Source organism: Parachlamydiales bacterium, from assembly GCA_041671045.1.
In the GTDB taxonomy this organism is placed as follows: domain Bacteria; phylum Chlamydiota; class Chlamydiia; order Chlamydiales; family JABDDJ01; genus JABDDJ01.
The window spans coordinates 253018-266690 of the sequence record JBAZCF010000003.1 but is presented as its reverse complement, the minus strand read 5'-3'; the positions used below and the strand labels follow the sequence as shown (position 1 = coordinate 266690).

General features: G+C 37.5%; 11 protein-coding genes. 7 read left to right on the top strand and 4 right to left on the bottom strand.

The features are described from left to right. Positions 1 to 3: 3 nt before the first annotated feature. Positions 4 to 426: a DNA polymerase III subunit chi gene (locus tag WC222_05745; protein ID MFA6915880.1), complete on the top strand. Its 423-nt coding sequence runs from the start codon at positions 4 to 6 to the stop codon at positions 424 to 426. Between the two features lie 17 nt (positions 427 to 443). Here the strand turns inward: WC222_05745 and WC222_05740 are convergent, their stop codons facing one another. From WC222_05740 to WC222_05730, 3 genes are all read right to left on the bottom strand, one after another. Then, positions 444 to 1550 carry a hypothetical protein gene (locus tag WC222_05740; protein MFA6915879.1) on the bottom strand — a complete coding sequence of 369 codons (1107 nt, stop codon included), beginning with the start codon at positions 1548 to 1550 and terminating at the stop codon, positions 444 to 446. A gap of 205 nt (positions 1551 to 1755) precedes the next feature. Beyond that, complete coding sequence (locus tag WC222_05735; GenBank protein MFA6915878.1) at positions 1756 to 3291, bottom strand: lipopolysaccharide kinase InaA family protein; 1536 nt, start codon at positions 3289 to 3291, stop codon at positions 1756 to 1758. 132 nt (positions 3292 to 3423) lie between these two features. Then, positions 3424 to 4473 (bottom strand): hypothetical protein, encoded by a 1050-nt coding sequence (locus tag WC222_05730; protein MFA6915877.1) that lies wholly within the window; start codon positions 4471 to 4473, stop codon positions 3424 to 3426. Positions 4474 to 4689: 216 nt separating this feature from the next. On the opposite strand from WC222_05730, the gene WC222_05725 reads away from it, so the two are divergent. Beyond that, positions 4690 to 4914, top strand: coding sequence for a hypothetical protein (locus tag WC222_05725; GenBank protein ID MFA6915876.1), 225 nt, complete (start codon positions 4690 to 4692; stop codon positions 4912 to 4914). A 111-nt stretch (positions 4915 to 5025) separates the two neighbouring features. Here WC222_05725 and WC222_05720 read toward each other — a convergent pair whose 3' ends face one another. Further along, a complete protein-coding gene (locus tag WC222_05720) occupies positions 5026 to 7773 on the bottom strand; it encodes a hypothetical protein (GenBank protein MFA6915875.1) in 2748 nt (915 codons plus the stop codon). A gap of 245 nt (positions 7774 to 8018) precedes the next feature. Between WC222_05720 and WC222_05715 the strand changes: the two genes are divergently transcribed. The 5 genes from WC222_05715 (at position 8019) to WC222_05695 (ending at position 13667) form a co-directional block, all read left to right on the top strand. Further along, on the top strand, positions 8019 to 9536 hold the full coding sequence (locus WC222_05715; GenBank protein ID MFA6915874.1) for a hypothetical protein: 1518 nt from the start codon (positions 8019 to 8021) through the stop codon (positions 9534 to 9536). A gap of 85 nt (positions 9537 to 9621) precedes the next feature. Continuing rightward, a complete protein-coding gene (locus WC222_05710; GenBank protein MFA6915873.1) occupies positions 9622 to 9843 on the top strand; it encodes a hypothetical protein in 222 nt (73 codons plus the stop codon). A gap of 16 nt (positions 9844 to 9859) precedes the next feature. Then, positions 9860 to 11086: a hypothetical protein gene (locus WC222_05705; GenBank protein MFA6915872.1), complete on the top strand. Its 1227-nt coding sequence runs from the start codon at positions 9860 to 9862 to the stop codon at positions 11084 to 11086. 401 nt (positions 11087 to 11487) lie between these two features. Then, complete coding sequence (locus WC222_05700; protein MFA6915871.1) at positions 11488 to 12657, top strand: hypothetical protein; 1170 nt, start codon at positions 11488 to 11490, stop codon at positions 12655 to 12657. 410 nt (positions 12658 to 13067) lie between these two features. Then, positions 13068 to 13667 (top strand): LemA family protein, encoded by a 600-nt coding sequence (locus WC222_05695; GenBank protein ID MFA6915870.1) that lies wholly within the window; start codon positions 13068 to 13070, stop codon positions 13665 to 13667. The last annotated feature ends 6 nt before the right edge of the window (positions 13668 to 13673 follow it).

Sequence of the window (13673 nt, the reverse complement as noted above, 5' to 3'; positions counted from 1 at the left end):
TACATGAATGTAACCTTTTTTACAGTAACTACGACAGCCCATAAAAAAGAGTGCATCAGTGCGATAGCTCGTGAATATGCTTTAAAAGGGAAAAATCTTCAGTTTATTGTCGAAGATGATAATGTTGCAAAATTTGTGGATCAATTATTATGGTCTTTTCCAGCCGAATCCTTTTTACCACATACACTTAAAAAGGTTCCATCTATAGAGAAGATAGCGATCTTCACAAAAAATGATCCAAAATGGCCCAAAGCAGAAACCACATTCAACCTACTTTCAGCGCCATTAGAGAATGAAAGCGGGGATGTGTTAGAACTTCTTGACAAAACTGATGCCGCTAAAGAAGCTGCCTCTCAGAGTAAACTTCAACACTACAAAAACGCAGGAATTGAAGTGCGGCATGTATCTTGGAGCAGTATTACTTAACCTTAAGGAGAGTCAGCTCAGAATGTGGGCGGCATATTCATTAGTTGCGCAGCAATGGCATGGATGAGTGTAGGCCGATACGCTGAAGGAAGGCCAGTGATCGACATCATGGAAACATCTCCTGTGTTTGAATTGAAATCTCTTAAATTAAAGGTAGGTGGGAGAACATTGCATTTAGGGCTTAGCATTGTTAGAAATTCGGGAAAAAAATCTTGATTGCGTACATGAAGACCATCTGCATTCAATTGTGTAAGATGGCCAAAGTAGTAGTCAGCCAAAATTCCTGAACCTAACATCAAACCGTCTATGTTTTCAGCAACTCCTCCAATGAGATTCGACAATAATGCCACACAATTAGCCTTCAAACGGCATTCCGCATTATAGTCTGCATCAAAAGCAACTGTTGGTGCTGCATCGGGATAGTTCGTTAATTTCAACTTCGTAATCATTCCATTCACATAAAAGGTCAGCGTCATAGGTTCTTGCAATTTCTTTTTCTGTAAAATTTGCATTAAGGGATAACCAATCCTCTTCAACGTAACTTGAGAATCTCCATCGCTGAAAATAACGATTTTTACACCTTCAAGAGCAAGTTGTGCGACAGCTTCGGCAAGGTCTTGGCGTTCCTTTAAGAATTCTTCTTTGGTGTGATCCTCTCTCAAACCTAAAAGAGTGTCGTCAACATCAAATCCAATAAAAATTGGGCGCTGAGAAGAAGACAGTAATAAGATTTCTTGCAGTTTTTTAAGAGTAGCATCCATTCCGATCCCAATAGGTTCAACTCCTGCGATGATAGTGTCTTGCTGAGTGTCAACGCCATAGACTTTCAATCCGCTAATTTCTATCATTGCTGCATCCCTATCTGAAATGGATTGATTCTGATTGCCGAAATAGGCTCCTTGACAAGGGGAAATTTCAGGAATTTCATTCGTAAGATAATCTTGCATGGCTTGAGATTTAAGGGGGATCGGATTGCATCGAATATCAATGGAAAAATTTCCTCCCTCCATAATGGCTATAGATTGCTCAAAAACTTGCACATCGACTTTCAAGCGCTCAGCTGCTTGCAATCTGTTCGCTGAAAAGCTTAATAGAAGTAGGAATAGGAATATTTTTGAATACACAAGTTTACACCAAGCTATTTTGGATTAAGTTGAAGTGCATATAGATCTCAATCTTAAAATGCAATTATACTATGGTATGCAGAAACGTTTTTGACAATTTGCAGCGTGTCCAGATTCATTTTCGAGTTGAATTTGGGGTCACGTGGGAAAACGGGAAAAATGGGCTGGTGACACGCATGTTGGGTAAATATATAAGTCAAATTCCCTATTCTAAATATTGTTTCAGTATCTCTTGAAAAGATCCTTCTGCGTTCTCAAAAAAATCTACAAAATCTTTAGCAGAAGGCCGCGATTCAGGATCCTCAGCAAGCGCTTTCTGCACAATCAATGCAAATCCAGGCACAAAATCGAGTGCTTTGTGGATATATTCAGTAGTAAGGCATTCTGGATTCCAATATCGATATTGATCAAGTTTTTTTTCTTTAAGTATCCACTCGGCAAATTCAGGCACTGACATGGTTTTGAGCTTCTCTAATAGCCGATTACATTCATCTGGATGTGCAGTTGTTAAAGATTCTGTGAGCACATATTCAATTTCAGCAAGTGTAGGATGTATCTCTGTTTGTGGTGATAGGGCTCGTAAAACTAACTCTGCAAGTTCTCCATACGCCGAAAGTGCGTGAAGAATACGCTCAGGAGGTGCTTTGCTCATAAGAAATTGCCGGCCGCCAAATTGCGTTAATGCCATTAAGCCAAGGGCATAGATGTCTGCGGCTCGAGTATAGTCGTAGATCCAATCGCTGCCCAGCTTCCGCAGTTCTGGCGGATGACAAGGACCATCGGAGCGAGGCGCTTTGTTAAGATATCCAATTTCAGTAAGAGATGCGTGTAAGGGCGTTTGTTCGCTGGGTATTTGAGGAAAAATTGGTCCTACTGTTTCAAAATCACAAAGTGTTGCTTGTATATGGACATCAAAATAACCGTCTTCGTTTCCTTTTTCTAATCTGACAAGAACGTTCTTATCGTGTAAATCACGATGCACGATTCCTTCTTGATGCAGCTTCATCAGCTGTTTACTGATTTGTTGAAAGCTGCGAAATCTTAGGATTTTATCGAATCCGGTAGAAGGAGAAAGATGTTTTGCTCGATCTTCAAGGCTGCCCTGAAAAAGTTCTGTAAGGATACACACTGTATTGTGCTTTGAATTTGAGTCAGAATCATGAAACCGATAGAGAGTTTTTGTTATCTGTGGCAGGCTGGGTTCTATTTCACGGAGTCTCTCTTGCATTTGAAAAGTTCGAAGATGCTCATAATTTTTTTGAGTTATGTCATGGCTATAAAGAGCGTTATCAGTTCTAAGAAAATTCATTGCACAAGCTCGTATTCCATCTGCACGAATTTCAGCCCCCATGCGAACTTCACGGGTCACTCCAGTGCCAAGGAGAGAGCCTACAACTAAAATTGCATTTGATGTGATATACGAGGGGTAGCAAGTTGCCTGTGCTGAGACTTCTGAAGAATATGTCTTATGGAAGAAAAAAGCATCTTGCTGCTCCCACGTGAGTTCCTGTCTTGCAGCTTGTTGATTAGATGCGCGTTGTTGGGATATCTTTGCAAAAATTTCCGAAAAGCTATTTTGTTGGAACTGAGTCGCCACTGATTGTGCAATCATTTTTGCAACTTCTAAAAACTCTTCTCTTTCTATCATCGAGCGAGCATACGTATCTAAGGGATGCTCTTGGACAATACGAGGATACTCTATAAAAGCCGGTGGTAAATATTGGGGTTTTATAGAGCTCATGCTTTATCTTCTGCTCCATGATTTTGAGAAAATGTCGGATTAAAGTGTATTCTATCAGGATGTAAAGATCGAGTATAATAATACGTCAGAATAGAGTCTTCTTTCTTTATTTATTTATTTATTGACCACACATCAAATGCAACTTACAATTTCTCTGTAAATCTCACTAATGAGAAGCGCTGTATCATCCAATTTGTTTAGTCGGTACATATCTCCCTTTATACTAAAATTCCAAGCGAGGCCAATACTAAAAAGATTATTGAATAAGACAAGTGTTTTAATAAAGAGTAATATCTTTGCTGCAGTCAAAATTGAATTCATAGCCAAGGAAGTCCCACTAAAAGCAGGAAGAGCATAAAAAACAAATAGACTTATGAGGATAATTTTGGCTGTTAATTTTGCCATACTCCAAAGCGCATTGTTTCTTTCAACCATAACAACCGCTTCTAAAGCTTTAGAATTCTTACAAAACAATTTAAGTCTAGCAGTGCCTTCAATAGCTTGTTGGGCAATTAGTGCAGTTTTATCAATGAAATAGCCCATTAAACCATCACATAAGGACTTCTTACATGCTCTAGTAAAAGGTTCTGTATCAAGAATAGCAACCTTGCCATCTTTTGTGAAAAAGAGATTATTGTAATTAAGATCTGTATAACCCAGTGAAGCAAGCTCTGCTAAAGCCCTAGCTTGAATTGGAGTAAAGTCTCGTTTTGGCTTCCCTTCTCTTAAAGCTTGTACTTGGCCCATCCGTTCGCTTTTTTTTAAAATTTCTTCCCGATGGGGTGAGTTAATACTTGCAATTTCGTTTGATAATTCAATTTTTTTGCTGATCACATATAGCTTATCTTCTTGTGAATGATAATAGATATACTTTTCAGGAACTTCCATGACATCATTCAAACCATTCTCAGAGATATATTTTTGAATTTTTAATGCTTTTCGCACTCTATATAGATGTGTATCTGGAGTAGTAAATGTATCATCATCTTCTCTCGGGCCTTTAATAATACTATTGACACATTCTCGAATGTTATTTTTTTCTTCGATTGAACAGCTATTACATAAAAAATCTTGGAAAACTTGATCTATTTCTTCTTTTAGACCTACTGGAGCCTTACATTCAGAATGGCCGAGAAGGTGTTGATTAAATTTAGGTGGAAGATTTGATAGAGCAATGCCCATTTATAACCTTTATCTTGAATAGTTCATGATTATTAAATTGTTAATTAGATAAATTATGACTATTATACTATGTTTAACATTGTATAGCAAATAATTTAAGTGAAAGTGGATGTAATTGCTTTTTCAACTTAGCTAAAATTAACTTTTATATGTTAAAGTATTATCATTTTCAAATATTCGATATTTTGCTATTGCAAAATTGCTATGGAATATTTCATGCGTAACTCTATTTTTCTAGGAATGGATGTCCATAAATTGGAGCCCATCAGCTCAGCAAGCGGCCATTTTACAAACGAAATGTGCGCTAAGAAGTCAACAATCAAAATTAGAAATTATTTGGCTGGAGCTGGCAATCTAGCTTCCATAAAAGCAGCTACTCTATCTGCTGCAGGAGGATCAAAATTACCCATGACTGCGATTACATATCCAGATTCTGGATAAATTCTAAGTGTTGAATTTATTCCTGGTGCTCCTCCACTATGACCAAACCAGCGAACTCCATCTTCGGATTGAGTAGTAAAACCAAAAACATATTTTTATCTAATTATTAGATCATCTAAAAATCTGATTCAAAAGGGATCCTGCACCCCTAGTTCCCTTTTTTATCACTGTTTCAACAGGCTGTACAATGCCTTTATCCACACCGTCAAAAATAGGGGAAGCGGCAGGACGGGATGAGTTGGTATCCCAGGGAAGGGGAGTCGTCGTAGGCGGTGGGGCTGGCATATCCTTAACAAATCCACTTGTGAGTTGCATGAAGGTATTAAGTATCAAACCTTCAGGTCCACGCGTGCTTTTTGCTACTAATCTAGATAACTGCGCGGCAGCCCCGCGTTTATCTACGGATACATTCCCAAGTTTGCCTTTGATAGGTATTTGAAGCATATGGTCAGGGGATAAACCTGGAACATTAAATGCCACTTCAACAGCTCGTGGTGTAAGGCCTAACACCATCGACATTTTCTCTTTAACTAGATCAATATAGCCCCAGCAGGCTATGGGCATTTTATCCATCAACAGCATATCCCAGCGATAAATTGTAGCAGTTCCATTTTCTAGTTTAAAATAAAGGGGAGTCGAACGAACGGAAACGACTGTCTCTTCGATGGGCGTTAATGCAGCAAGCATGGATCCAAGTTCACTTTCAGGTGAGAAATTTAACCTATCCGCCTTGATGACTCCACTGCGAATGGCTACTTTTGCTATCTCAAAATTTGTGAGAGGGCAGGAAAATCCTTCAGGATCGAGTGAAAGTAAGATAGGGCCTTCAGCTGAAATAACTCCATCCATGATAGGCAGAGTTTTGCTAAAGAAATTATCCACCACATGTTTTGTGATGCTAGCTTGCATCTGAAAGGGCTTATTGAGGAAAAGAACGCCCTGATTGATATAACCATCTAACTGTACTTGCGCATTGCTGCTGGCTATACTTGCAACAATCGACCCTTTGTCACCTTGCCAATTGACTGCACCATTAATGTTCATCGTATTGCCTACGATGCCTTTTAAAACATTCACCAAGGAGCGATCATTACCTGCAAACAGGGCAATGAACTCTGTGGGCACTGAAGTTGTTTGGAAGTTAAGCTGTATAGGCTGACTTCTGACTAGACCAAAGTTACCATCGATCTGAATATTTGTATCACCCCCGGAGCTATTCAAAGCAAGGTGTAAACCTGTACCATCTTCGGTGGTGGAAATAGACCCTTCTAGTACGCCAATTAATAGCTTTGATTCTCTTGAAGGGAGCCAAGCCTCCAAAGGCCCTAAAGAAATAGTACCTTCTACACTACGACTTAGGATTGCATCAAGAAAATGTACATTCGATCCACCTTGCCAAATGGAAGGGGGGATCATCAGTCTGTCGATTGAGAGGTGGACAGGAACAGGACGATCCCATTGCAAATCTGCTAATGACGTATCGCTTAAAAGAGTGCGCATTAAAGCTGGAGGAAGGTTGGCCTGCAGCTCGACCTTTTTGCCTACTTGCTGTAGACGCATTTGTTCATCAAGGGAAAGATCGGCTGTTAATGAAACATTTTCTCCATTGACGGCAACATTAATTTGTCCGGCTTGATTATAGCCAGAATCATAATGAAATTTTAGATCGACATCATTTTTTGATCCCATCAAAGCAGAAAGATCGGGCGAAAGATAAGCTTCGAAAGGGAAGTTTTTCATCTTTGCGGTTCCTTCCATAGAAGCAACGAGGGAGTCTTTATTTAATGGAGAAAGTTTTCCGTTAGTCTCAAAATGAAAGTCGGGATGGTTGGCAACAGCACTAAAGGAAAGCAGACTTTTTGTGTTAATATCTCTGGGAACATCGAGTTTGAAGTTGAGCGGCGTATCGGAAAAATTATCAGACGTTACCAATCCGCTGATATGAGCAGTCTCGCTATTTGAAAGGTCGAAATTTACAAGGAGACTTAATGCGCCCCGGAGGTATTTGCCTGCATTTGGATTAATCAATTCAACAAATCCAAGAGGTAATTCTTTAGTTTCAAATACACCTTTAGATGTTGCAAGGTCGTAATTTCCATAAACTGTGGCTTGTAGCCCTTTCCATAGGATAGACAGTGGCTGGGTAAGGGTAAGCTTTTGCTCGTGATGATTAATTTCTGCTTTGGCATTTAACTGGGAACTAAAAGCTTTTACAGCGTAATGGCCTGCGCTAGTCTGTGCAATGGAAAGGTTAAGGGAGTTACCTAGCATTTCTTCGAAAGGCATAGTACCATGTCCAGAGATTGCATAGAGATAACTGATCAGGGAAACAGGTAGGTCTTGGATATTGACATTGAAGTTTGATTTGCCGAGATCTTCAGGTGAAGAAAGAGAACCTAGATCAAAATCACGGATATTCACGGCGATGGTACCTTTCTGTTCTTGAAAGACCGTGTCGCCTGAAAGCTCCAATGTTTTATGTGCATCATTCCAATTGACATTGAGATCATGTACTTCGATAGGAGCGCGCAAACCCCAGCGAATGTTACCATTTGTCAAAAGGATAGCGGTAGTTTTCCTGCCAAACATTAAGCTGAAAAGTGAGTCGTCAACTTTTATCGAATCTACGGTGATTTTTCCGTTAGCCGAATTGTCCTTAAGAATGACACGTTCTAAAACTTGGGGACCAAACCAAGAGAAGGAGGCATCTGTAATAGACACATCTGCATGTGCAGATTTGGAAGCAAAGTAGTTTACGAGTTTAAGGCCGGGTTTTGTCCCTAGAACGGTAGGTAGAGCAGTGAAAGTAAGGACGCAAACAAGACCAATGAGGGCAATGATTTTTGTAGTATTATTCATTAGTACAACGTCTGATAATGTATGTTATGTTAAGATTATGAATTTAAGGATGCATCACAGGGAAAATTAAAGCAAGTCTAAGAAGCGGATCCTCTAGCCCGAAGAAAGCCAGGAATATTAAAACATCATAGTCAAGAATTATACGCTTATCTTAAAGGTACCTTAGGACAAAGCTATTAGTTTACATTGTTATAAAACTTTAATTAATCTACACTTTATGATTAATATGTTTTTAAAGAGAATGAATGAATCCAATAAACCAACAAGAAACTTCTTCTCAAAGAGCAGCGGTATTTATTCCTTCAGAGACGGTTAATGCAACCCGATCAACTAGCTCTTCTTTAGGAAAAAGAAAAGCCACAAACGAATTAGTCTCCAACGTCACTAGAAAGGGCGATTTACCTGAAGGCTTAATTTTCAATATCGGTAATAAAAGATATAATGTTCTTTTCCAATATTCAGATCATTCTTTTGATGTAGTTTGCGATATTTGTGGAAGCCGTAGAAATAAAGGCCCTAACTATTTGCAATATATTTACGTTGTTTTGGAAGAGTCAGAGCATTTGATTCGGCGTTTTGATACTAAATGTATTCAAGCACATCTTAATAAAGAACAGCACGCAAAATTAGTTCAAATGTTTCGTCAATATACTAAAAATCATTTAGATTTATGGGTACATGCTGAGATACTTCACAAAAATGATAAAAGTTCCGTTGGAAACAAAAGGTTAATGACCATTTGGAATAACATAATGTACTTAAATCCATTACGCTCCCTAAAGGAGTTAGCTTTGGATATAAGAAATCTAGCGTCAGCACAACTTTTAGCATTAGCACACCAGAAAGGTGCGGTAAATACAATAGAAACGCTTTTCTATCTTAGAACGAGATTCAGGAAAACGATGACCGCTTCCCTTCATGCTGAGCTTGTATTTATAAACCATAAAATCTTAAATTTTTTTCTAGACAGTGAAAAAACTAACCCCACCACCGATATAAGTAAGCGTTACTATTTAAAGGAAATCGAGAAGATAGCTTCCCAAAATTTAAGCATAACTACGCATGACATATGGTCAGATAAGCTAGGAATAATTGAACTTGTTCAAGATGACTCATTAGATAATTTATACGCGACTTCAGAAATTCATTCTCCTCCAATGCAAAATTTTGTTGAAGAATCTGCGCAAGCTTCTCCTATAAAACCTAGTCCTCGTCCAGAAAAACGTACTAAAACCTCCCCTTCTCTTTCCCCTGCACCTATCGCAATTAATGATCCGCTTACATCAACATCTCAGGCTTTAGATATTACTAAACCAGTATGCTCTGATAGTTCTCAAGAAATTCCGAACGTTTTTTCGCAGTTTTCTCAGATGCCCTTGCCTATACAACCTGCTGTTGACTTATACAGGCCTGGGTATTTCTTACCTTTACCTCAGCCGTCTATTTATGCCATGATGCCGAGCAATACAATTCCCTCTTTTATTCTCCCTGCCCCTTTGACTACTCCGATTGCTCCTTTAGCATATAATCCCTGTCAAGCATTCTCATCCAGTAATACCTATACTCCCCTCTTTTCTGCGGGTTCCCTAGTTAGCCAAACGTCAATGGAATATGATTTTACTACGGAAATTCCGTTTGAGCGAGAAGATTCACCACCAGCTGCAGCATATCCTTCATACATATTTAGAACATCCGCAGCTTCACCTAGTCCGGATGAAGATCAGGATGCTTTGCAAATATTATCTAGGTTGAAAGATATCTAAAAATAAAATCGTTTGAAATAATCACTTACTATTCCAATGATAGTAGCAATTTATTTATATATATTAATTAAAAACTGGTGTTCTAATGTCAACTAATACAAATATTTACACTTCTGAAGAAGCGCATGAACATCTCAAAATTACTTATTATAACGCAAAACTATTTTTTAATTTCTATGCATTGATAGAAAAATTCAATGTTGAGGATTGGAAAACTTTGGATAACTCATGGAAAAATGCATTTTTAAATAGTGTGAGAATGAATTTTATGGAATCTCTCGCACAGACTGAAAATCCAACTCCATAATAATTTAAGGTATAAAATGTCTATTAATACAAATTTACATGTACAAACGCCGGGTACCTGGCCAATAGTGCCCACTACTGTGACAGCTTCGGCAAACACTTCATCATCATCATCAAATACAGAGTCACGTTCTTCAGATTCTGAATCCTCGTCTAGCACTGTATCTCGGCGTACTCGTAGAGTTGTTCACACCCCTAAAATCAATAGAATAGACCATGAGATCTCTGTAAAGAGAAGAAAAATTATTTTTGACGACAAATTGAAGAGTGATTTTACTTTTCAAAATTGGAATGGAGTTTCGCAGGTCATTCTTGCTTTCATTGATAACTGCCATTTGATTCCTTTTCATGATGCGCAAGAGCATAAAAGAAATACACGCGTTTATGTCGTGTGGAACCAAACCTTTAACACCATTGATTGTTATAATTATAGTAATCTGTGTACAAAAGTCATTCCTTCAGGGAAAGGGAACTATTTCACGAATCTTTTCACAGAATTAAGATGCAACGAGAAAAAATTTGTCTCTATTGTTCCTAGAGGCATACTACGTCAATGGGTTGCTTCCGGAATAGTCGGTGAGGAAGAATTATCGCGCACAGATGAAAAAAATCTTTTAACAATTGCTCAAGATATAATTTATAATTCGCTTATAGATTCACTAAAAGAGCTTTCACAAAATATTTCAAAGCTAGCTTCTGCACAACTGGTTGTTTTGGCTAATCAGTATGGTATTCTTGAAGTTCCAGAGGCTTTAGACTATCTAAGAAGCCGTTATAGGGTTTCAAAATCCGATGAAGTGGTCGAGCGGCTAATTGCCCTTAACAAAAAGATGTTATTAAGCTTTACCGAATTTTGTAAAAGTAATCCATATAGTGATTTAGCCGAACAAATGGATTGGTATGATAAGTTAGTAGATAGCCGTACGAGTGTGATTTCTCCTTTGTCTGAAGTAAGTTTGAATTTTGTTTCTCTTCAATTACTTTTTTTAGCGGAGGAAAAGCAAATACTGTCTTTAAACGAGGTTGAGGCGTATCAAAAGCTATACTATAAAACTACCTTAAATAGTTTCGAAGTCTCTTTTTTAGAAGAGATCCATTTGCGACTTATTCAATATAAACATATTATTTTTGCAGAAATGTGTACTAGAAATGGTCCCGATCCAATAGAAAATACTATAGTTCCGGCACAAGCTTCTCCAATGCCCTCTGAGGTCAAAAAGTTTCTAAATGTCGATAACTTTTAAACTGATAGAATAATAGCTATTTACTTAGAATAACAAATATAGAGATGTTTTTGACCTTGTTGCATAAATACCCTGTGGGGCATTTATGCAACATTTGATCTATTGCAAAAGTCTGTTGAATTAAAGTTTTAAAAAGAGACAAGCTTGCAGGTCGACCAAGACACTGACAGAGCCGCCTCATGAAACGATTTGGATTTTGGGAAGAAGCTGCTTAAAAGGTCTGAGGAAGGACAGCTTATGTAAAATTATCTTTATTCAAATAAACATCGACTGTCAAGGCATTAATGCAACAAGGCCATTTCCGAGATGAATCTAAAATTTTAGGCTTGATTTAGATACAAAACTACTTTATAATAAAAAATTAATTTATTAATTAATCTAAAAAAAACTGTTGTATAATTATGCCTATACTAAATCAGCTTTATGAATGCAAACAAGCGAACGAATTACAAGCCTTTTTATATAAAAAGATAACTCCAGATATTGGACGTTTTTTTGGCGGGAGAAGATTTGTCCTATTAGGAGAAAGTGGCAGCTTATCTTTGAATGACATTGTCAAACAATTTAAAGCTATTCATCAAAACTCTCCTAAAAATAAAGATATACTCAAAATCGAAAAGGATATCGATGAAAAAATTTATAGACTCGATTCGAATGCCAATGAACTGCTTAATAATAAAAATTATTTTGTTTTTATAATAACAACAATAAAAAGTTTTATAGGAAATCTTATTTTTGATAGAGATCAAATTCTTGATTCGATTAGAGAAGAAATTGGATCGGAGCTACGCTCTATCCGAGAAAAAAAAATACAACTTCTTTATTCGCCTATCCAAGAAAAAAAAAGACAACAACGGGAAAGATTTTACTTACTTTCAATTAGTGAAATTGTGAATGAGTTATATAATCCAAATACAAAAGAAAAACGAAAAACAAAATTAAAAAAATACCTTTACGAAAAACTTTTAAAAGTTAGTAATTCTAATGATATAGAAGAAGTTAAAAAAGCATTTTCATTTTTAATAAAAAATCAACCAAATTTTATTGATTTAGCTAAAGATGTAGAAGGTTGCTGTCGTAACTTAGTAACGAACGATGTCTGTAAACTATTTGAGAGCTTGCAATGGCCAACTGAAGATTTAAAAAAACAATATCTGCCTGAATTTTTAAAAAGTTCAATATTAAATTATTCCAATAATTCAATCAGGTGTTTAACTAGAACAGTTAATGGCTCTTTAATAATTAAAATTATTATTGATCCTAAAAATATTTTTGGATGTGGCATGGGATTTACAACCAACCCAATAAATACTCCTCCCAGTTTAGCAAAAGCTCTGGCCGTAGCTTCTATTTCCGTAGGGGAAAAGGCATTCCTACATATCAAGGAAAAATGTCCGCAAGCTAATATTCCCCTACCCATTAAATTAGAAATCGAACTTGCCACATTTTCTGAGTGCACAATTCCGCGTTCTATGCTTGATCCTATGCTTCCTTATTTGCTGTCAAATCCTCATTTTTCGATCATCTTTTATGATAAAGAATATTTACCAAAGGCTTATGCGCTCCGATGATTGGATGTTTGTCAACAATAGGGATGCTGAGGACAAGTTGACGCCGTTGCGTGTTTCGTGTGCGCCATAAGAAATGCCTTCCGAAACTTCTTGGACTTGGGCTTGAGATGCGATGAAAACAGTAAACGCACTTAAGCCCCCAATGAGTCTATACGCCGACTATTTGGTAATGTTTAAGTGCATTTACTGTTCCTTTGCACCTCATACCACATTTAGGACAGGAAGTGCTGCAAGCACTTTGTAATTATCATGTTTTTTATAATGAAAAATCATTTAGTACTAAATCTAAATCAGACTAAATTATTATCTAAAAAAGTTCATTTTTCCTTTTAAAAAAATTAGGTCGATTGCAATTTGCAAAATTCGACGCCTTTGTTAAAATAAAATTATCATTTAACAAGGAGTAAGCCATGAGTACCGCTTTATTAGTGATTGGCGCCATCATTCTATTGCTGATTTTCTGGGGAGTTGCCCTTTACAACCGTCTAGTCAGCCTAAAAAACCAAGTGAAAAATGCTTGGAGTCAAATTGATGTGCAGCTACAGAGACGTTACGACTTGATCCCTAATTTAGTTGAAGCTGTGAAAGGCTATATGGGCCATGAAAAAGGGACCCTCTTGGCTGTTATTGAGGCTAGAAATCAAGCTTCAGCTGCGCGCCAAGCCATAGAAGACCGCGGCGGCCCTACTGAAGGTTCCTTGAAATCTTTGATCGGCGCAGAAACAGCCCTAAAAGGTGCTGTAGGTCAAATATTTGCCTTGGCAGAGAATTATCCCCAACTTAAAGCAAGTGAGAACATGCAACAACTGCAGGAAGAGCTGGCAACAACAGAAAATAAAGTTGCTTTTGCACGCCAAGCTTATAACGATACGGCGATGATCTATAATACTGCGCAGCAAGAATTCCCTGCAGTGTTAGTTGCAAATGCTTTAGGCCACCATCCGGCAGAATTGTATGAAGTGACTGATGTGGAGGCTAAAAAAGCCCCTAAAGTAACTTTTACCTCATAAAAAAGG